The sequence below is a fragment of the Arenibacterium sp. CAU 1754 genome (genome assembly GCF_054482635.1).
On sequence record NZ_JBTLRG010000001.1, the window covers coordinates 159,951 to 179,408 of the forward strand.

The following is a 19,458-nucleotide window of genomic DNA, read 5'->3' on the forward strand; positions in this document are numbered from 1 at the left end:
TCAGGCGCTCAGCTGGTTGTGCTTGCGACCGACGAAATCCTTGGCGGTTTCAACAGCAACGGCCGCATCCCGGCAATAGGCGTCCGCGCCGATGGCCTTGCCAAATTCCTCGTTCAGGGGGGCGCCGCCCACCAGCACGATATAGTCGTCGCGCTTGCCCTGTTCGATCAGCGTGTCGATCACCACCTTCATGTAAGGCATCGTGGTGGTCAGCAGGGCGGACATGCCCAGAATGTCGGGCTGTTCGGCTTCCAGCGCTTCCAGGTATTCCTCGACCGGGGTGTTGATCCCCAGATCGACCACCTCGAACCCTGCGCCTTCCATCATCATCGACACAAGGTTCTTGCCGATGTCGTGGATGTCGCCCTTTACGGTTCCGATCACCATTTTGCCGACGCGCGGCGCGCCGGTTTCGGCCAGAAGCGGTTTCAGGATTTTCATGCCGCCTTTCATCGCGTTGGCGGCCAGCAGAACCTCGGGCACGAAAAGGATGCCGTCGCGGAAGTCGGCGCCGACGATCGTCATGCCGCCAACCAGTGCTTCGGTCAGGACCCGGTAAGGCTCCCACTTGCGTTCAAGCAGGATGTTCACGCCTTCTTCGATTTCCTCTTTCAGACCATCGTACAGGTCGTCGAACATCTGCTGGACAAGTTCTTCGTCGTCCAGTTCCGACAGGATGATGTCATCTTCTTCCGACATACAGGCGCTTCCTTGTGTGAACGGGGCAGTGCCCCGGTGGCCGGTCTCCCGCCCTTTTTGCCATTTGGTCGCATCCCGACTGCAATAATTACGACATCGGCGACACTGCTACCGACCAATACGCGGGAATTCGACAGATTGGTAATGAAGATTTTGCAGGAAGATGTTGGGTTTATTGCATGTGTTCCGCTTTTGTTCTACTTTGGGTGCATGCTGCATGAGACTCCAATTGACAAGGACCGCCGCCGGGGGCGTGGCGCGCTGAGCAATGCGCCGGGGCGGTATGACGCCATGTGGAGCGAGGATTGGGACGGTTGGGACATTCCGGAGGCGCGGCCCGGGTTTCGCACCGAGGTCCGCACCGAGGAGGCGCGCAGCCTGATCACCTATAACCGGTCACCCGATCTGCCGTTCGATCGCTCGATCAACCCGTATCGGGGCTGCGAACAAGGCTGCATTTATTGTTTTGCGCGTCCGACACACGCCTATCTGGGCCTGTCGCCGGGGCTTGATTTCGAAACCCGCCTTGTCGCGCGTCCCGGTGCGGCCGAGGTGATGCGGCGCGAGCTGTCCGCACGGCGTTACATGGTTGCGCCGATCGCCATCGGCACGAACACCGACCCCTATCAACCGGTTGAGCGGACATGGGGCATCACGCGGGAATGCCTTGCCGTTCTGGCCGAGTTCAACCACCCGGTGGCCATCGTGACCAAGGGAACGCTGATTGAACGGGACCTTGATATTCTGGCTCCGATGGCGGCCAGGGGGCTGGTCCGCGTGGGCATTTCGCTGACGACGCTGGATCGTGATCTGTCGCGCCGGATGGAGCCGCGCGCGCCCGCGCCTGAACGCAGGCTTAAGACCATACGCCGGCTGACGCGGGCAGGGGTGCCGGTCAGGGTCATGACCTCACCCGTGGTGCCGGGGCTGACCGATCACGAAATCGAGGCGCTGCTTGAAGCGGGGCGCGATGCCGGCGCCGAAACAGCCAGTTGGATCATGCTGCGGCTGCCGCGTGAGGTGTCGCAACTGTGGCAGGACTGGCTGGCCGAGAACGTGCCCGGGCGCGCGGCCAAGGTCATGGCGCGCCTGCGCGAAATGCACGGCGGGCGCGACTACGATGCCCGGTGGGGCCACCGGATGCGGGGTGAGGGGGTCTACGCGGGCATGATCGCGGCACGGTTCCGCAAGGCGGCCCGCCGCCTTGGGCTGGATCGCGATGTGCCGCCACTCAGGTCCGACCTGTTTGCCGTCCCTGCAACACCGGGCGATCAATTGTCTCTGTTCTGAACCGTGCGATCAGGCGCGGCGGCGTCCGCGCCCACGGGAGCGGCGGTCGGTCTTGGCGTCCTCGCCTGTGCCGTCCGAGGCGGAACTGAACCCGCCCAGGGCGGCCGTGATCTGGTCCAGTGTCGGACGGTCGCCGCGCGGACGGGTGTCCAGCGCCTCGCGCATGGCACGCAGGTGATCGGGCATGGTGCCACAACAGCCGCCGACGATCTTGGCACCGCAATCGCGCGCCATGACGGCGTAATCGCCCATCAGTTCCGGCGTGCCGTCGTAATGGATATGGCCGTCGTGGTATTTCGGGATGCCAGCGTTGCCCTTGGCGACAATCGGGCGTTCCGTCCCCTGCGCGACAAACCCCAGGACCGTGCGCAGCAGATCGGAGGCGCCGGTGCCGCAATTGGCCCCAAAGGCGAGCGGGGCAGGGTCGATGTCGTCGACCAGCTTGACCATGTCGGCCGAGGTGACGCCCATCATGGTGCGCCCGGCAGTGTCAAAGCTCATCGTGCCGCACCAGGGCATCCCGGCCAGTTTGAACGCTTCGGCCGCGGCGCGGAATTCCTCGGCCGCGCTGATGGTTTCGACCCAGAGAACGTCAACGCCACCCTCTTTCAGCCCATCGGCCTGTTCGTGGAACATCTCGACGGCCAGGTCGTGGCTCAGGGCGCCAACGGGCTGCATGATCTCACCGGTTGGGCCGACCGACCCTGCGACGACAATCTTGCGACCGGCCTTGTCAGCCACGTTGCGGCCCAGTTCGGCACCGATGCGGGACAGTTCGCGCACGCGCTTTTCCGCGCCGTGCAGTTTCAGACGCGCGGCGGTGCCGCCAAAGGTGTTCGTCAGAAACAGATCGCTGCCCGCATCGACCGACCCCTGATAAAGTGCGGTGATCTTTTCGGGGTGGTCCACATTCCACAACTCCGGCGGCTCGCCGGATTCCAGGCCCATGTTGAACAGGTTGGTGCCCGTCGCGCCATCAGCCAGGATGACGTCATAGGTTGCGATCATATCGGAAAGTAGGTTGCTCATTTGGTACCGGTCCCGTTCAAATCCGTCCGCCTGCGCCACGCGCATGACGGTTTTGCGGCCCGTCTGTCACGCCCCAAAGATCAAAGCAAATTGATTCTTTTCATGTTGTTCATGAAGGGGCGGGCAAACGCCGGTATTGGCTGGCCCTGGGGGCAGTGGCGATTTCGCCACGCTCAATGGTCGGGATTGGCCGTTTCGGCAGCCCGGCGCGGGCCGGACTGCCGAACAGTTTTCAGGATACTTTCCGCTTTGGGAAAGGTCGAAAGCGGGTCAGCCCACTTCGGACATGATCTCGGCCTTGGCGACGGGCAGCAGTTCCGCCATCTTGGCGCGGATGGCGGCGGCATCGGCCTTGCCGTCCAGATCGGCGGCCACCTTGCGCACGACATCTTCGTGACCTGCTTCTTCGAAATCGGCCAGAACGACGCTCTTGGCGTAGTCGGTGGCTTCAGCGCCCGATTTGCCCATCAGGTCGGCGGCCCAGAGGCCCAGCAGTTTGTTGCGGCGCGCGATCGCCTTGAAGTTCATTTCTTCATCATGCGCATACTTGGCTTCGAATGCGTTTTCGCGTTCGTCGAAAGTGGTCATGGGGCCGGCCCTCTTGATTAACTGTTGTCCGTTCCAGATATGCCGCTGTGCGCGGGCGGGCGCAAGGGGGGCGTCCCATGCTTGCGACACTGCGGCCCTTGCACTATAGCGGCGGCAAAGGCGTATGGGACTCATCTCAGCCCCGATCCCCGAAAGGCACCTCATGGCGCGGCGCAAGAAAATATACGAAGGCAAGGCCAAAATCCTGTATGAAGGTCCCGAACCCGGCACCATCGTTCAATATTTCAAGGACGATGCCACCGCGTTCAATGCCGAGAAAAAGGACGTGATTGACGGTAAAGGCGTTCTGAACAACCGTCTGAGCGAATTTTTCATGACAGGCCTCAACACGATTGGCGTGCCGACTCACTTCATCAAACGGCTTAACATGCGTGAACAGTTGGTGCGCAGTTGCGAAATCATCCCGCTTGAGGTGATCGTGCGTAATTATGCCGCTGGGTCCCTGTCCAAGCGTCTGGGGATCGAAGAGGGCACGCAGTTGCCGCGCCCGATCGTGGAATATTGCTATAAGGACGATGCACTGGGGGACCCGCTGGTCACCGAGGAACATATCGCCGCCTTTGGCTGGGCCAGCCAGCAGGACATGGACGATATCCTGAGCATGGCGCTGCGGGTCAACGATTTCATGTCCGGTCTGATGCTGGCCGTGGGCATTCGCCTGGTCGATTTCAAAATCGAAATCGGTCGCGTCTATGATGGTGACTTCCAGCGTCTGGTCGTGGCGGATGAAATCAGCCCGGACAGCTGCCGCCTGTGGGACATCGAAACCGGCCAGAAGCTGGACAAGGATGTGTTCCGCCGCGATCTGGGCAGTCTGACGGATGCCTATTCCGAGGTGGCGCGCCGTCTGGGCGTGCTGCCCAAGAACGCGACACAGATCACCAAACCAACACTGATCAATTGATCCTGCCCGGTCTGGCCCGCGCTCGGGCCCCGGGGACCACATGAACATGGCACAGGTTTCGGCAAGAAAGCAGAGGACGACACGATGAAGGCGCGGGTACACGTAATGCTGAAGAACGGGGTTCTGGATCCGCAGGGCGAGGCCGTGCGCCACGCGCTGGGGGCGATGGGCTTTGACGGGGTGAACGGTGTGCGTCAGGGCAAGGTGATCGATCTCGATCTGGCCGAGGGCACGACCGAGGCTGAGGTGACCGATATGTGCGAAAAGCTGTTGGCCAACACCGTGATCGAATCCTACGCGATCGAAATGGGCTGAGGCCCGCGGCGGGACGGGCACCGGGTTGTCCTGACCGATTTGGATCACCACATCTTCTGACGGAAGGAGCAGGTATGAAAGCTGCAGTCGTTGTATTCCCCGGTTCCAACTGTGACCGGGATCTTGCCGTCGCGTTCGAAGCGGCAGGCGCCGATGTGTCCATGGTCTGGCACAAGGACAGCGTGCTGCCCTCAGATGTCGATATCGTCGGCGTGCCGGGCGGCTTTTCCTATGGCGATTACCTGCGCTGCGGGGCCATCGCGGCCCAGTCGCCGATCTGCAAGGCGGTGGCCGAACATGCCAACCGCGGCGGCTATGCCCTTGGTATCTGTAACGGATTTCAGGTCTTGACCGAAACCGGGCTGTTGCCCGGTGCGCTGCTGCGCAATGCGGGGTTGAAATACATCTGCAAGACGGTCGGCCTCAGGGTAGAAACCTCGGCCAGCGCCTATACCGAAGGCTATAACGCAGGCGATGTCCTGGGCATTCCGATCGCACATCACGATGGCAACTATTTTGCCGATGATGAAACCCTGGCGCAGCTGCGCGATCAGGACCGCATCGCGTTCACCTATACCGAAAACCCGAACGGGTCACGCGACGACATTGCCGGGATCCTGTCGGAAAACCGCAGGGTTCTGGGGATGATGCCGCACCCTGAACGGGCCGCGGACCAAGGTCACGGCGGAACCGACGGGGCGGCGCTGTTCCGCGCATTGGTCGGGGCGCTGGAAACCGCGTGACTTGAGCCCGGCGGGCAGGGCGCATAGCTTGGGCATATGGCGGAACCGCGCAATGTACTGAAATCGGCCCTGATATGGCCCCGATCCGACACCATCAGCTGGCGGGTCAGGGTGGCGTTGCTGATCCTGTTGATTGTTGCTGTGATAACGGTCTGGACCACCAACACCCTGCTGACCAGCCGCTTTACCGAAAGCACGCGCAACCGCGCCGAACTGCGCCTTGCGCTCTACAGTGGCAACCTGCTCAGCGAATTGCGGCGCAACGCCATCGTGCCGCAGCTTCTGGCACGGGACCCGACGTTGATCGGCGCGCTCAATTCCAATGACTTCAGCCAATCGACCCAGCGTCTGATCTCCTTTGTCGAGGAAATCGGGGCGGCGTCGCTCATGCTTTTGGACAATGACGGGCGCACCGTGGCCGCCACGGACCGCAACCGATTGGGCTCGGCCCACCGTAGCGAAAAGTATTTCGTTGATTCCATTCGCTCGAACGCCACCGTTTTTTCGGTCATCGAACGCGAAGCGGGGGGCTATCGGTTCACCTATTCCCGCCGGATCGAAGCGGGCACATCTGTTCTGGGTGTCATCGTCGTCGAGGTCGATCTGCAGAAATTCGAACGCGCCTGGGCTGGCATTTCTGATGCGGTTCTGGTGGTCGACAGCACTGGCAATATCGTCCTGTCCACGGAATCCCGCTGGCGCGGGCTGAGCGAGGCAGAGGCGATGCAGCGCCAGACCCCGCAAAGCGCTATCCAGCGCGCCATTCGCGCGACCGCCGATTGGACCGCGCTGCCGCCCGATGCCTACCTGCAGGGCGAGGCGGTGATGCGGATGGAAAGCAAGATACCGTTCCGTGGCTGGCGCATGACCTCGTTCACCACATATGCGTCGATCCGTGAGCGGGTGAACAGCGTTCTGGCGTTGGAGATCATGGGATTCGCCATCTTGCTGGCGCTGGCGTTTTATGCGCTCAGTCGCAAGACGGCGCTGCGCATGGCGCTGTTCCAGCGCGAGTCGGCAGAGCTTCGCGCACTGAATGCCCGGCTACAGCGGGAAATCGCCGAACGCGAACGGGTGCAGGAAACCCTTGCCGTCACCGAACAGAGCCTTGCGCAAAGCTCGAAACTGGCCGCCTTGGGCGAGATGTCCGCCGCCGTCAGTCACGAGTTGAACCAACCGCTCGCGGCGATGAAAACCTACCTTGCAGGCGCTCGTCTCTTGTTGCGGCGCAACCGCCCGGAAGAGGCGCTTTCGTCCTTTGGGCGCATCGATGACCTGATCGAGCGGATGGGCGCGATCACGCGGCAGCTTAAATCCTATGCGCGCAAGGGCGGGGACATGTTTGCCCCTGTAAACATGGGCGATGCGCTGGCATCCAGCCTGTCGATGATGGAACCGCAACTGCGCCAGCGCCAGGTGCAGATCACCCAGGTCCTGCCCGATCAACCGGTTTACGTGATGGGCGACCGGATGCGCATCGAGCAAGTTTTGGTCAACCTCTTGCGCAATGCGCTGGACGCCACCAAATCAGTCAGCGACCCGGAAGTGGAAATCATCCTGGCGGCGGGGGAAACCGCAACGCTGACGGTGCGCGACAATGGCGATGGGATCGAAGATTTGGAGTCGTTGTTCGAGCCTTTCTACACCACCAAGCAACCGGGCGACGGGGTCGGCTTGGGGCTTGCCATCTCCTCCGGGATCGTAAACGACCTTGGGGGGCGGCTGACGGCCCGCAATGGACACAAGGGTGGGGCGGTGTTCGAAGTGCAGCTGCCCGTACTGGAAGGCAGCGTAGAAGCCGCCGAATGACATGAGGTAACGCGCAATGGCTCAAGCTATGAAAATCGCGATTGTTGACGATGAAAAGGATATGCGCCAGTCGATCAGCCAGTGGCTGGCCCTGTCGGGATATGACACCGAAACCTTTGCCAGCGCCGAAGACGCGCTGCGGGTGCTGGGGCCGGATTATCCCGGGATCGTGATTTCGGACATCAAGATGCCCGGTATGGACGGGATGCAATTCCTGAAAAAGCTGATGGGCAACGACAGCGCGTTGCCGGTGATCATGATCACCGGACATGGCGATGTTCCCATGGCGGTCGAGGCGATGCGCGTGGGCGCGTTTGATTTCCTGGAAAAACCGTTCAATCCCGACCGGATGTCGGAACTGGCCAAACGTGCCACCGGCGCGCGGCGCCTTGTGCTCGACAACCGCGCCCTGCGTCGCGAGTTGAGCGATGGCACCCAGCTGATGAACAAGCTTATCGGCTCCAGCCCGGTCATGACCCGGCTGAAAGAGGATATTCTCGACCTGGGGCAGGCCGATGGCCATGTTCTGATCGACGGCGAAACCGGCACCGGCAAGACGCTGGTCGCCCATGCCCTGCACGCCGCAGGCAGCCGCGCAGGCAAGAAGTTCGTTCTGGTGAGCTGTGGCGCGCTGGAGGAAGAGGCGCTGTCCAAACGTCTGTTTGGTCCGATGATGCCCGAAGACGGGCAACTGCCGGCCATCGAAGAGGCCCGGGGCGGTACGCTGGTTCTTGAGGACATCGAGGCGCTGACCGATACGCTTCAGGCGCGGCTTTTGAACGTGATCAATGAACAGGGCACCCCGGCGGAAACGCGCATCGTGGCGATTTCCAACCTGCAGGAGGCCGGACGCACCTGCGAAGACGCGCTGCGCCCCGATCTGTTCTATCGCCTTGCCGCCCTGCGGATCACCGTGCCGCCGCTGCGCCAGCGGGGCGAGGATATTCTGACGCTGTTTACGCGGTTGTCGGAACAATTCGCCGAGGAATACGGCTGCGATGCGCCGCAGGTGTCGGCGCAAGAGGCCGCGCAGCTGCTTCAGGCGCCGTGGCCGGGCAATGTGCGCCAGCTGATCAACATCGCCGAACGGGCGGTGCTTCAGGCGCGTCGCGGGTCGGGCACGATCGCCTCGCTGCTGATGTCGGATCACGAAGAAATGCAGCCCGTCATGACCACCGAAGGTAAACCGCTGAAGGAATATGTCGAGGCATTCGAACGTATGCTGATCGACAACACGATGCGCCGTCACAAGGGCTCGATTGCCAGCGTAATGGACGAATTGTGCCTGCCGCGCCGGACGCTTAATGAAAAGATGGCCAAGTACGGGCTGCAACGCTCGGACTATCTTGGCTGATCCATGAATAACCCTGCCCATCTGATCGTTTGGGCAGGGGTGGACCCGGGCCCGTCGCGGGGCAGCTGTCCAACCTGATCTGAAGGGCACCTGACGTGCCTGACGCCGCGTTTCGTGAATATTGATGAACAATTTCACCTTTTGCGTGCCCTGTGGACACTTTCACATTGTAAAAGGCCTATGTCCTCCCCTATGTAGATAAGACGGGCGGTTGCCATGACGCTATGCGCAGACGCCCGGTGAGTTTTTCTGCACGTGGTTGCAGTGGCCCGATTCAACAATCTCGCCATCCCGCGTCAGACCGGAATTTGGCCCCTTCGGGGTCACTTGAACAGCCCTCTGCGGTGACGGACAACCAAATTGCAGGGGCCTTGAACGGGCAGGCGGAAACGTCTGTCGGAGACCAACGCGATGCACCGCGCAACTTTTAGCAGCGAGAGAGCAGGGGGCCAGCCGGTCGCCAGCGCCGCTGTCGCCGGGCTCGCCTTTACTGGACATGGACACGTGGACGTAGCGCCCCCTGGGGCATTGCGCGTCGTGTCATGCGAACGGAAACAATGCCTAAGAAAATGCTTATCGATGCCACCCACGCGGAAGAAACCCGCGTCGTGGTGGTTGACGGAAACAAGGTTGAGGAATTCGACTTTGAATCCGAAAACAAACGCCAGCTTGCTGGCAACATCTATCTCGCAAAAGTAACACGGGTCGAACCGTCGCTTCAGGCGGCGTTCGTGGATTACGGCGGAAACCGGCACGGTTTCCTGGCGTTTTCCGAAATTCATCCTGATTATTACCAAATCCCCGTCGCCGATCGCGAGGCGCTGATGGAAGAAGAGCGCGCCTATGCCGAGGCATTGCGCGCCCGTGAAGATGAAGAGGCGACCAAGCCGTCGCGCTCGCGGTCTTCGCGCTCCCGGTCGCGGTCACGCTCCAAGGCGGAAGAGGTGAAAACCGATGATGCCGTCGAGACCAAAGAGATCGAAACCGCAATCAACGGGATGGAAACCATCGATCTGACCGACGAGGATCAGGTCGAGGCAAAATCGGATGACGTGCCCGAAGGCACATCGCCCATGGAACGCGTCGCCGAGACCCCGGTGGAAGAGCCGGTGTCCGACGACTCCGAAGAGGTGACGACCGAGGCATCCGCGGACACCAGCGACGACGCGGTCGAAGATTCGGACGACGTCGAAGACAAACCGGCCAAGGCCGATGCCGCGGCCAAGGATGAAACCATCGAATCCGTCGCCGTCGAGGATGATGCGGACGATATTCGCCCGCCGCGCAAACCGCGCCCGCGCCGGTACAAGATTCAGGAAGTCATCAAGGTTCGTCAGGTCCTGCTGGTGCAGGTCGTCAAGGAAGAACGCGGCAACAAGGGGGCGGCGCTGACCACCTACCTGTCGCTGGCTGGCCGCTATTGCGTTTTGATGCCCAACACCGCGCGCGGTGGTGGCATATCGCGCAAGATCACCAACGCTGTCGACCGCAAGAAGCTGAAGGAAATCGCCACCGAAATCGACGTGCCCAAGGGCGCGGGGCTGATCGTGCGCACCGCCGGTGCAAAACGGACCAAGGCCGAGATCAAGCGCGATTACGAATACCTGCAACGTCTGTGGGAGCAGATCCGCGAACTGACGTTGAAATCCATCGCTCCGGCGAAGATTTACGAAGAAGGCGACCTGATCAAACGGTCGATCCGCGATCTCTATAACCGCGATATCGACGAGGTCTTTGTCGAAGGCGAACGGGGTTACCGGATCGCCAAGGACTTCATGAAGATGATCATGCCGTCCCACGCCAAGAACGTGAAGCTTTATGCTGAAACACTGCCTTTGTTCGCCCGTTATCAGGTGGAAAGCTATCTGGCGGGGATGTTCAATCCGACCGTTCAGCTGAAATCGGGCGGGTATATCGTGATCGGCGTGACCGAGGCGCTTGTGGCGATCGACGTCAACTCGGGCCGGGCCACCAAAGAGGGTTCGATCGAGGAAACCGCGCTCAAGACCAATCTTGAGGCCGCCGAAGAAGTTGCCCGCCAGTTGCGCCTGCGCGACCTGGCCGGTCTGATCGTGATCGATTTCATCGACATGGACGAGCGTAAGAACAACGCGGCCGTCGAAAAGCGGATGAAGGACCGGTTGAAAACCGATCGGGCCCGCATTCAGGTTGGACGGATCTCGGGCTTTGGCCTCATGGAGATGAGCCGCCAGCGTCTGCGCCCCGGCATGATCGAGGCCACGACCCAGCCTTGCCCGGCCTGTCATGGCACCGGTCTGATCCGGTCGGATGACAACATGGCCCTGTCGATTCTGCGCCAGATCGAGGAAGAAGGCGTGCGGCGCCGGTCGCGCGAAGTGTTGATTAAATGCCCGGTCAGCATCGCCAACTTCCTGATGAACCAGAAACGTGAACACATCGCCCAGATCGAGGCGCGGTATGGGTTGTCGGTGCGCATCGAAGCGGACCCGCATCTGGTCAGCCCCGACTTTACGCTTGAGAAGTTCAAGACGGCCACACGCACCATCCCCGAAGCTTCGGCCCCGGTCGTATCCGTGGATACGTCCCTGATGGATGAGATCGACGCGGATGACACCGAGGCCACGGAAACCGAGGCCCAGACCGAGACCAACGGCGAAAACGGGGACGGTGACACAGAAGCCAAACCCAAGCGCAAGCGGCGTCGTCGGCGCCGTCGTTCGGGCAAATCATCCGAAACACAGACCGAGGACAACGGTCAGACCGAGGCCAAGGACGACAGCGGCGAACTGCCCAAGGCCGAGCCGGCTGAACAAGACGTAACGGATGCGGCCCCGCAAGAGGCAGCGCAGGACGACAGTGCGGCCAAGGTTGAAGCGGAAGAACCCGCAGCGGTCGAAGCCAGCGAGACGGAAGAGGCGCCCAAGCCGAAACGCACCCGGACGCGCAGCACATCTTCGTCCAGCCGCTCGAAATCCAGCACGTCGAAAAGCAAATCGACCAGCGCGAAATCGAAAGCCGCCAAAGACGAGGCCGAAGCCGAAACTGCAAGCGAAGCCGTGAGCGAAGCTGCGGATGAAGACAAGCCCAAGGCGAAGTCCAAGGCCAAGCCCAAGACTAGCTCGAAATCGGGCACAACGCGCAGCCGGTCGACCAAGAAGAAGACCGAAGAGACCGCTGCCGCCGAGCCGGTGAGCGACCCTGTCGCGGCCGAGCCCGCCCCGGTGGCCGAGGCCCCAGTGAGCGAACCCGTACCGGCCCCCGAAAAAGAGCCGGTGGCCGCAGCCGCGCAAGCCCCTGAACCTGTGGCGGCCGAGGCGGAAAAACCTGCCAAGCCCAAGCGGCGCGGATGGTGGTCGTTGGGCGGCTGACCCGGACCAGCACGAACAAACAAAAGCCCCGGTCAACCCTGACCGGGGCTTTTGCGTTTCCAGGGGGTTTTAGCCGCCCTTTCGGATCAGATAGGTCTGGTGGCCATCCTCATCGCCCTGCGCGATCAGGGCATGGCCCGCCTCGCTGCAGAAATGGGGCACATCCACGATCGCCGCCGGATCGTCGGCCAGCACCTGCAACACGGCCCCGTCCGCCAGCGATTTCAGTCGCTTGCGCGCTTTCAGAACGGGCAGGGGGCACAGCAGGCCGGTGGCGTCCAGGGTTTCGGTAATCTCGCTCATACCGGGCAGATAGCTTTCATATTTCAGCCTGTCCACGGGGTTGTGACCATATGGCATGGATTGTCTACGTGACCCCGCCCGCGTTTTGACCTACATCGGCGGTTATGTTTGGAATTGACATCATCGATGCAGGCCTGTTGCCGTCCATGACCGTGGCCCTTGTGGCCGGGATCGTCAGCTTTCTGTCGCCCTGCGTCCTGCCCATCGTGCCGCCCTATCTTGCCTATATGAGCGGCGTTACCCTGTCCGAAATGCAGGACGAATCCGCCGGGCGGCGCAAGGCGGTCATTTCGGCCCTGTTCTTTGTGCTCGGGCTCAGCACCGTGTTCCTGTTCCTCGGGTTCACGGCGTCCGCCTTTGGGGCGTTCTTCCTGCAAAACCAAGAACTCTTTGCGAAAATCTCGGGCGTCGTCGTGATTGTCTTTGGTCTGCATTTCCTCGGTCTTTTCCGGATTCCGTTTCTGGATCGCGAGGCGCGGATCGATGCGGGGGACGCGGGCGGATCATCTTTCGGGGCCTATCTGTTGGGGCTGGCCTTTGCCTTTGGCTGGACGCCCTGCATCGGCCCGCAACTGGGCGCGATCCTGTCGCTTGCCGCGTCCGAGGCATCGGTGACGCGCGGAACGCTGTTGCTGGGCATCTATGCGGCGGGCTTGGGCATTCCGTTCCTGCTGGCGGCGATGTTCATCACCCGGTCGATGGCGGTGATGAACCGGCTCAAGCGGCACATGGGCCTGATCGAAAAGATCATGGGGCTGCTTCTGATCCTTGTTGGTCTGGCACTTGTAACTGGTTTGTTCTCGACCTTTTCCTGGTGGTTGCTGGAAACATTCCCATCCTTGGCGACCTTGGGCTAAGTCTTACCCTCGCCGGAAAATGCGGCTAATCTTGCCCTCGGGCACGAGGTTCAGCAATGGCCGCAGAGCAGGCACAAACAGCAACCGATCAGCAACCGGCGCGCGGCAGCGTGCGCCGCAGGCATGTGTTTTACATTCCCGGATATGACCCCATCCCGCCGCGCCGCTACCGCGAGCTTTACCGCAGCGAAGGCGCCGAACAGGCGCGCATCTCGGGCTATGAGATCGCCCTCGCTCCGAAAGAGGAGGGGGGCCCGTTCGGCTGGCACGTCGACGCGCGGGTCGAAGACGCGCGGGTGCATGCCCGGGTCGATGTTCTGGTCTGGTCCGACATCGTGCGCGACAGCATGAGCCAGACGATCCCCGCAACCTATGTCCAGCTGGTCCGCACAGCGTGGGAATATATCGGGTCCGGCGCGCTCTGGCGGTTGATGCGGCTGCGCAAGGGGCCCGTCATCGCGGCGCTCTATCCCGTTGCAATGTTGCTGGTCCAGTTGGTGCTGGCGCTGATTTTGGGCCATCTCGCAGGCCTTGCGCTGTCGTGGGCGGCGGGGAGGGTGCCTCTGGGCGCCGAGGGGACGGGTTTTGCCGTGCGGCTGATGCTGGAGAGCCTTGCCTATATCGCAGGCCTGATCGCGGTGACCTGGGGGGTCTTGGGTTGGTTCAAGGCGCGCGACGGCAAGATCTTCGCCTATTACCTGATGCATGACTTTGCCTATTCGGCGCGGTTCAAGGGGGCCAATCCGCCCGAGCTTGAGACCCGCATGCGCAGTTTTGGCGACCAGATCGCCGCCGCCTTGCAAACCGATGTGGATGAGGTGCTGATCGTGGGCCATTCGTCGGGCGCCCATCTGGCGGTTTCCATCCTGGCGGACCTGATCCGCGCAGGGCGGGTTCCGGCGACCGGTCCGGCGCTTGGGTTTCTGTCCCTGGGGCAGGTGGTGCCGATGGTGTCTTTCCTGCCTGCGGCTGACCGGCTGCGGGGCGATCTGCAATATCTTTCGGCGCGGGACGAACTGACCTGGGTCGATATCACCGCGCCGGGCGATGGCTGTGCCTTTGCCCTGTGCGATCCGGTCACGGTCAGCGGTGTGGCCCCGGAGACCAAGAAATGGCCCCTGGTGTTCTCGGCAGCCTTTACGCAGACCCTGTCGCCTGAGCGTTGGAAGGCGCTACGCTGGCGTTTTTTCCGGCTGCATTTTCAGTATCTCTGCGCCTTTGACCGGCCCAATGACTATGACTATTTTCGCGTCACTGCCGGCCCTTTGACCCTGGCCGCGCGATATGCCGGGCGGCCGGCGTCACGGTCCCGCATCGACCGGGCGGTCAGCAAATACACCTCGGTGCGCGCCGCATGACCCTCCCGCCCAAGCCAGCATCGCGCGATGACAAGGTCTCGCTCTGGCGCTATGCGCGGCTGTTCCGGCAGGATATTCTGTCGGCGCAACCGGCGCGGCTCTACCGGGCCTGGATGGCCGAATTCCGTACGCCGTTCTTTCGCTCGTACCTGTTGAACCAGCCCGCGTTGCTGGATCTTGTTCTGAAACAGCGCCCTGACGACTTTCCCAAGTCCAGCCGGATCAGCGAAGGGTTGCGGCCTTTGCTGGGCAATTCGGTGTTTCTGACCAACGGGGAGGTTTGGAAACGCCAGCGGCGCATCATCGACCCTGCGTTCGAGGGCGGTCGCCTGCGCGACACCTATCCGGCGATGCGCGCCGCCGCCGAGGCCGCGCTGGAGCGGCTGACACAGCAGGCCGGGCAGGGTGCGGTGGAAATCGAGGAGGTTACCAGCCACGTGGCGGCGGATGTGATTTTTCGCACCCTGTTCTCGATCCCGATCGATCACCGGATCGCGGCACAGGTGTTCACCCGGTTCCGCGACTACCAGCGCAGCCAACCGATCCTGAACCTGGCTGCCTTTGTGCCGCTGCCGCACTGGATGCCGCGGTTTCACCGGTCCAGTACGCGGCGCGCCGCGGCGGAGATCAGGGCGCTGATCACGCAGCTGGTCAATCACCGACGGGCCCAAATCGAGGCCGGAACCGCGCCGGACGATCTGGCGACCAAGATCATGACCACCCGCGACCCTGAAACAGGCCAGCTGTTTGACGCAGAGGAAATGGTGGATCAGGTCGCGATCTTCTTTCTGGCCGGGCATGAAACCAGTGCCTCGGCGCTGGCTTGGTCTCTTTATCTTTTGGCGATGTACCCCGAGTGGCAGGACAAGCTGGCGGGCGAGGCGGCGGATCTGGACCTGAGCGCATTTTCGCAGGTTTCACAGCTGAGGCTCAGCCGCGACGTGTTTCGCGAGGCGCTGCGCCTTTATCCGCCCGTGCCCATGATGGTGCGCGAAACAACCCGCCGCGAACGGTTTCGCGACCGCGATGTGCCCAAGGGCGCTCAGCTGGTTCTGAGCCCGTGGCACCTGCATCGGCATGAACGCCTGTGGGATAACCCGGACGGGTTTGATCCGGCCCGGTGGCACACCGAGAACGGCAAGGCCTGCCAGCGCGACGCTTATATGCCGTTTTCCACCGGGCCGCGTGTTTGCAGCGGCGCCGGGTTTGCCATGGTCGAGGGGCCGCTGATCCTGTCAGTCCTGCTGCGAAAGCTAAGGGTGTCGTTGACCCAGGGGAATCACCCTGTTCCTGTCGCCCATCTGACCGTTCGGTCGCGCGATGGAATCTGGCTGAACGTCGAAAAACGCTGAATTTCCATGGAATTCGTTAAAAGGACGTTACGTCGTACTGGGTAATTGGATCAGGTTTTCCCCGTTTTTAAAAAATTTGGAATGTATATTAAATTGAGCATGCGTGGGGGCGCAACTTGAAGGAGGTAACATGACCGAATTAGTAAAAAGTGCCGTTCGACTGACCTCGCTCATGCGGGCAGGATCAATTGGACCCAAGTCCGCTGCTCAAAGCAAGCAAGAAGCAGAAGCCGCTGCGGCGACTGCGCTTCGGGAAGAATATGCCGTGCTGTTCAAGAATGAATTGCGCACCGCGCTGGCCGAAGTGCGCAGCGTATCACGTCCGTAAAATCCTAAGACGCGGTCAGGGCTGCGCCGCGTCAGGGGACCGATCCCCGTCCTGATAATACTTGAGGACAAACAGGCGAATTGCCGAAGCCAGCCCAATATCCGTTCCACGTTGCATATCGATTTCCGCGGCCAGATCATTGATCGGACGATCTTGTTTGGCCGCGATGGCGCGGAACGCGGCCCAGAATTCATCTTCCAGTGACACGGATGTGCGGTGACCGCGCAGGGTTAGCGACCGTTTTGCGGGGCGCTTGCTCATTCGTCGGTCTTGTGGCCGTCCAGATCACGCTGCGCTTTTTCTTCGCGCGCTTTCTCGAGATCCTTTTCGGCCTTGGTGCGGCCAAACGTGGCCACGTTCTGTTTGGCGCGGGCCTTGCGTTCGGCCCGCGCCTTTTCCTTTCGGAACCGGTTCAGATTGACCGGTTCTGCCATCACTTGGGCCCGATCATGTTCTCGGGGCGCACGACGCGTTCAAAGGTTTCGGCATCAACAAAGCCCAGCGCAATCGCCTCTTCCTTGAGGGTCGTGCCATTCTTGTGCGCCGTTTTGGCCACCTTGGTTGCGTTATCGTAGCCGATTTCCGGCGCCAGCGCCGTGACCAGCATCAGCGATTCCCGCATCAATCTCTCGATCCGGTCGGCATCTGCCTTGAGACCCACCATCAGATTGTCGGTGAATGCGCTGGCCGCATCGCCCAGAAGCTGCATGGATTGCAGGACGTTATAGGCCATCATCGGCTTATAGACATTCAGTTCGAAATGGCCCTGGCTGCCGGCAAACCCGACGGCGGCATCGTTGCCCATGACATGCGCACACACCTGTGTCAGCGCCTCGCACTGGGTCGGGTTCACCTTGCCGGGCATGATTGACGAACCGGGTTCGTTTTCCGGCAGGATCAACTCGCCCAGACCACAGCGCGGACCGGACCCCAGAAGGCGGATATCATTAGCGATCTTGAACAGGCTCGCGGCGACGGTTTTCAGCGCGCCCGAGATTTCAACCATCGCGTCATGGGCGGCCAGCGCCTCGAACTTGTTGGGGGCGGTGACAAAAGGCAGGCCGGTGATTTCGGCCATGTTGGCAGCGACCATTTCGGCCCAGCCCTTTTTGGTGTTCAGCCCGGTGCCAACGGCGGTGCCGCCCTGTGCCAGTTCGTAAATGCGCCCCAACGCGCCTTTGACTCGCTCGATTCCCATGGCGACCTGATGGGTATAGCCCGAAAACTCCTGGCTGAGGGTCAGGGGGGTGGCATCCTGCGTATGAGTGCGGCCGATCTTGATGATCCCGTCGAACTCTTCGACCTTGGCCTGCAAGGCGGCGTGCAGCTTTTCCAGACCCGGCAGCAAAACGTCATGCGCTGTCATCGCGGCGGAAATATGCATCGCGGTCGGGAAGGTGTCGTTGCTGGACTGACCCATGTTGCAGTGATCGTTCGGGTGCACGGGGTCTTTTGACCCGATCACGCCGCCCATGATTTCAATCGCGCGGTTGGCGATCACCTCGTTGGCGTTCATGTTCGACTGTGTGCCGGACCCGGTCTGCCAGACGACCAGCGGAAAGTTGTCGTCGAACTTGCCCTCAACCACTTCGCCGGCGGCCTGGATGATGGCCTTGCCGCGTTCGGCGTCCAGCGAGCCCAGTTCGACATTGGCCTGCGCACAGGCCTTTTTGATCACGCCCAGTGCGCGCACGATGGCGATGGGCTGTTTTTCCCAGCCAATCGGGAAGTTGATGATCGAGCGTTGAGTTTGCGCGCCCCAATATTTGTCGGCGGGCACCTCGAGGGGGCCAAAACTGTCAGTTTCAGTGCGGGTTTCGGACATCGGTGACTCCGTCATTGTATACTATCGCACGCCGTCTAGCTTTTGCAGCCGACAGAGGCAATTGGCCAGTTGCGCGCAGCATATGAAACGCGCGCGGCGAGGTATAGGGGCAAGCAGAGCCTGGGCGCCAGCCATGGCGTGATCATTTTCCCACCTGCGCTCTAACGTGTCATTGTCCCAACTGTCATTGGTGCTAAACTTAAAGGATAGCTTGCGTCAGTTCGCCCATGGTTCGAAAGGACAACTCAGTGCCCAGAATTTCAAGTTCCCTGATCAACCGCACCTTCGCGTTTATCCTGTTGCAGATCTGCGTGGTTTTCTGGGCCGTTGCGGCGCAGGCCAATGCCCCGATTTCCGCGTTCGAAGGGGATTACGCCGGGTCGGCCAAGGTGGAAATGGCCGATGGCACCTCGGCCCAGCGGGACATGAGCGTGTCCATCCGGGAAACCAAGGAGGGGTTCACCGTCAAATGGACCTCGACCACCTACAAGCCGGACGGGCGCGGAAAAGAAAAATCCTACCAGATCAGCTTTGTTCCCAGCGATCGCGCGGGCGTTTTTGCCGCAGCCATGACCAAGAATGTTTTTGGTCATGCCGTGCCGCTCGACCCGATGAAGGGCGAACCTTATGTCTGGGCGCGCATCCAGGATCAAACGCTGACGGTGTTTTCTCTCTTCGTGAATGCGGATGGCGGGTACGAGATGCAGCAATTCGACCGCACCCTTGCCGATGGCGGGCTGGATCTGAACTTTAAACGCTTTCGCAACGGCGAAGCGCAAAGTGCGGTTTCGACGTTTCTGAAGCGGGAATGAGCGTTGTCAGAGGCCTGACGCATCGACACGGATGGCTATTTGCGGAAACTATCCAATGAGACGACCTCGGCATCCGATTTCGCGGCGTCTTCGGGTGTTTCTTGGGCGTGATCGGTGTTGATCGCGTCGGGTTCCGGCTCGTCGTCCTCTTCGGCGGTTTCAAACCGAAGCCCGAACTCCACCGACGGATCCACGAAGGTCTTGATCGCGTCATAGGGAATATATAGCGGCTCGGGCGCATCGCCAAAGTTCAGGGTGACGGAAAACCCGTCTTCGCCAACCTCAAGGTTGTCAAACCAATGCTGCAAGACGACGGTCATTTCGCCCGGATATCTGTCTGCCAGCCAATCGGCCAGCTCCGCATCGGGGTGCGATGTGTCGAAGGTAATGAAGAAATGATGCTGTCCCGGCAGGCCATTTTCGGCAATATCCTGCAGCACGGTCTTTATCAGACCGCGCATGGCAGAGTGCATCAGGTTTCCATAGTCAATATCGCGAGTCATCGCGTGCTCCCCGAACCA

20 protein-coding genes are annotated in these 19,458 nt (G+C 61.2%); 12 read left to right on the forward strand and 8 right to left on the reverse strand.

Annotated elements, in window-relative coordinates:
- The gene (locus ACXYMO_RS00850; RefSeq protein WP_458876754.1) at positions 1 to 699 is read right to left on the reverse strand and encodes a corrinoid protein; all 699 of its coding nucleotides are present in this window, start codon (positions 697 to 699) and stop codon (positions 1 to 3) included.
- A 210-nt stretch (positions 700 to 909) separates the two neighbouring features.
- Here ACXYMO_RS00850 and ACXYMO_RS00855 point away from each other — a divergent pair, with 210 nt between their 5' ends.
- On the forward strand, positions 910 to 1,989 hold the full coding sequence (locus ACXYMO_RS00855; RefSeq protein ID WP_458876755.1) for a PA0069 family radical SAM protein: 1,080 nt from the start codon (positions 910 to 912) through the stop codon (positions 1,987 to 1,989).
- A gap of 9 nt (positions 1,990 to 1,998) precedes the next feature.
- Here ACXYMO_RS00855 and bmt read toward each other — a convergent pair whose 3' ends face one another.
- Positions 1,999 to 3,018, reverse strand: a complete 1,020-nt coding sequence (bmt, locus tag ACXYMO_RS00860; RefSeq protein WP_458876756.1) for a betaine--homocysteine S-methyltransferase — start codon at positions 3,016 to 3,018, stop codon at positions 1,999 to 2,001.
- 270 nt (positions 3,019 to 3,288) lie between these two features.
- Positions 3,289 to 3,606 (reverse strand): DUF1476 domain-containing protein, encoded by a 318-nt coding sequence (locus ACXYMO_RS00865; protein WP_458876757.1) that lies wholly within the window; start codon positions 3,604 to 3,606, stop codon positions 3,289 to 3,291.
- A 163-nt stretch (positions 3,607 to 3,769) separates the two neighbouring features.
- On the opposite strand from ACXYMO_RS00865, the gene purC reads away from it, so the two are divergent.
- The 6 genes from purC (at position 3,770) to ACXYMO_RS00895 (ending at position 12,102) form a co-directional block, all read left to right on the forward strand.
- The gene (purC, locus tag ACXYMO_RS00870) at positions 3,770 to 4,531 is read left to right on the forward strand and encodes a phosphoribosylaminoimidazolesuccinocarboxamide synthase (protein ID WP_458877865.1); all 762 of its coding nucleotides are present in this window, start codon (positions 3,770 to 3,772) and stop codon (positions 4,529 to 4,531) included.
- An 84-nt stretch (positions 4,532 to 4,615) separates the two neighbouring features.
- Positions 4,616 to 4,846: a phosphoribosylformylglycinamidine synthase subunit PurS gene (purS, locus tag ACXYMO_RS00875; protein ID WP_458876758.1), complete on the forward strand. Its 231-nt coding sequence runs from the start codon at positions 4,616 to 4,618 to the stop codon at positions 4,844 to 4,846.
- A 74-nt stretch (positions 4,847 to 4,920) separates the two neighbouring features.
- Positions 4,921 to 5,589 (forward strand): phosphoribosylformylglycinamidine synthase subunit PurQ, encoded by a 669-nt coding sequence (gene purQ, locus ACXYMO_RS00880; RefSeq protein ID WP_458876759.1) that lies wholly within the window; start codon positions 4,921 to 4,923, stop codon positions 5,587 to 5,589.
- 36 nt (positions 5,590 to 5,625) lie between these two features.
- Entirely contained in the window at positions 5,626 to 7,398 is a 1,773-nt protein-coding gene (locus ACXYMO_RS00885) for a sensor histidine kinase (protein WP_458876760.1), read from the forward strand.
- A 16-nt stretch (positions 7,399 to 7,414) separates the two neighbouring features.
- Positions 7,415 to 8,752, forward strand: coding sequence for a sigma-54-dependent transcriptional regulator (locus tag ACXYMO_RS00890; protein WP_458876761.1), 1,338 nt, complete (start codon positions 7,415 to 7,417; stop codon positions 8,750 to 8,752).
- 557 nt (positions 8,753 to 9,309) lie between these two features.
- Positions 9,310 to 12,102: an Rne/Rng family ribonuclease gene (locus tag ACXYMO_RS00895; RefSeq protein ID WP_458876762.1), complete on the forward strand. Its 2,793-nt coding sequence runs from the start codon at positions 9,310 to 9,312 to the stop codon at positions 12,100 to 12,102.
- A 69-nt stretch (positions 12,103 to 12,171) separates the two neighbouring features.
- On the opposite strand, the gene ACXYMO_RS00900 is transcribed toward ACXYMO_RS00895, so the two are convergent.
- The gene (locus ACXYMO_RS00900; protein ID WP_458877866.1) at positions 12,172 to 12,405 is read right to left on the reverse strand and encodes a sulfurtransferase TusA family protein; all 234 of its coding nucleotides are present in this window, start codon (positions 12,403 to 12,405) and stop codon (positions 12,172 to 12,174) included.
- Between the two features lie 104 nt (positions 12,406 to 12,509).
- On the opposite strand from ACXYMO_RS00900, the gene ACXYMO_RS00905 reads away from it, so the two are divergent.
- The 4 genes from ACXYMO_RS00905 (at position 12,510) to ACXYMO_RS00920 (ending at position 16,300) form a co-directional block, all read left to right on the forward strand.
- Entirely contained in the window at positions 12,510 to 13,262 is a 753-nt protein-coding gene (locus ACXYMO_RS00905) for a cytochrome c biogenesis CcdA family protein (protein ID WP_458876763.1), read from the forward strand.
- Between the two features lie 56 nt (positions 13,263 to 13,318).
- Complete coding sequence (locus ACXYMO_RS00910; protein ID WP_458876764.1) at positions 13,319 to 14,620, forward strand: hypothetical protein; 1,302 nt, start codon at positions 13,319 to 13,321, stop codon at positions 14,618 to 14,620.
- Complete coding sequence (locus ACXYMO_RS00915; RefSeq protein ID WP_458876765.1) at positions 14,617 to 15,972, forward strand: cytochrome P450; 1,356 nt, start codon at positions 14,617 to 14,619, stop codon at positions 15,970 to 15,972. Before ACXYMO_RS00910 ends, ACXYMO_RS00915 begins: the two co-directional genes overlap by 4 nt.
- A gap of 130 nt (positions 15,973 to 16,102) precedes the next feature.
- Complete coding sequence (locus tag ACXYMO_RS00920) at positions 16,103 to 16,300, forward strand: hypothetical protein (RefSeq protein WP_458876766.1); 198 nt, start codon at positions 16,103 to 16,105, stop codon at positions 16,298 to 16,300.
- Positions 16,301 to 16,315: 15 nt separating this feature from the next.
- On the opposite strand, the gene ACXYMO_RS00925 is transcribed toward ACXYMO_RS00920, so the two are convergent.
- Genes ACXYMO_RS00925 through fumC form a run of 3 tightly spaced genes read right to left on the reverse strand, consistent with a single transcriptional unit; the run spans position 16,316 to position 18,125 of the window.
- Entirely contained in the window at positions 16,316 to 16,561 is a 246-nt protein-coding gene (locus ACXYMO_RS00925) for a ribbon-helix-helix domain-containing protein (RefSeq protein ID WP_458876767.1), read from the reverse strand.
- Positions 16,558 to 16,734, reverse strand: coding sequence for a DUF4169 family protein (locus tag ACXYMO_RS00930; protein WP_458876768.1), 177 nt, complete (start codon positions 16,732 to 16,734; stop codon positions 16,558 to 16,560). The genes ACXYMO_RS00925 and ACXYMO_RS00930 overlap by 4 nt, the downstream gene beginning before the upstream one ends.
- Positions 16,734 to 18,125, reverse strand: coding sequence for a class II fumarate hydratase (fumC, locus tag ACXYMO_RS00935; protein WP_458877867.1), 1,392 nt, complete (start codon positions 18,123 to 18,125; stop codon positions 16,734 to 16,736). The genes ACXYMO_RS00930 and fumC overlap by 1 nt, the downstream gene beginning before the upstream one ends.
- 248 nt (positions 18,126 to 18,373) lie before the next feature.
- Between fumC and ACXYMO_RS00940 the strand changes: the two genes are divergently transcribed.
- Positions 18,374 to 18,937: a hypothetical protein gene (locus ACXYMO_RS00940; protein ID WP_458876769.1), complete on the forward strand. Its 564-nt coding sequence runs from the start codon at positions 18,374 to 18,376 to the stop codon at positions 18,935 to 18,937.
- Positions 18,938 to 18,972: 35 nt separating this feature from the next.
- Here ACXYMO_RS00940 and ACXYMO_RS00945 read toward each other — a convergent pair whose 3' ends face one another.
- On the reverse strand, positions 18,973 to 19,440 hold the full coding sequence (locus ACXYMO_RS00945; protein WP_458876770.1) for an SspB family protein: 468 nt from the start codon (positions 19,438 to 19,440) through the stop codon (positions 18,973 to 18,975).
- Positions 19,441 to 19,458: the final 18 nt, after the last annotated feature.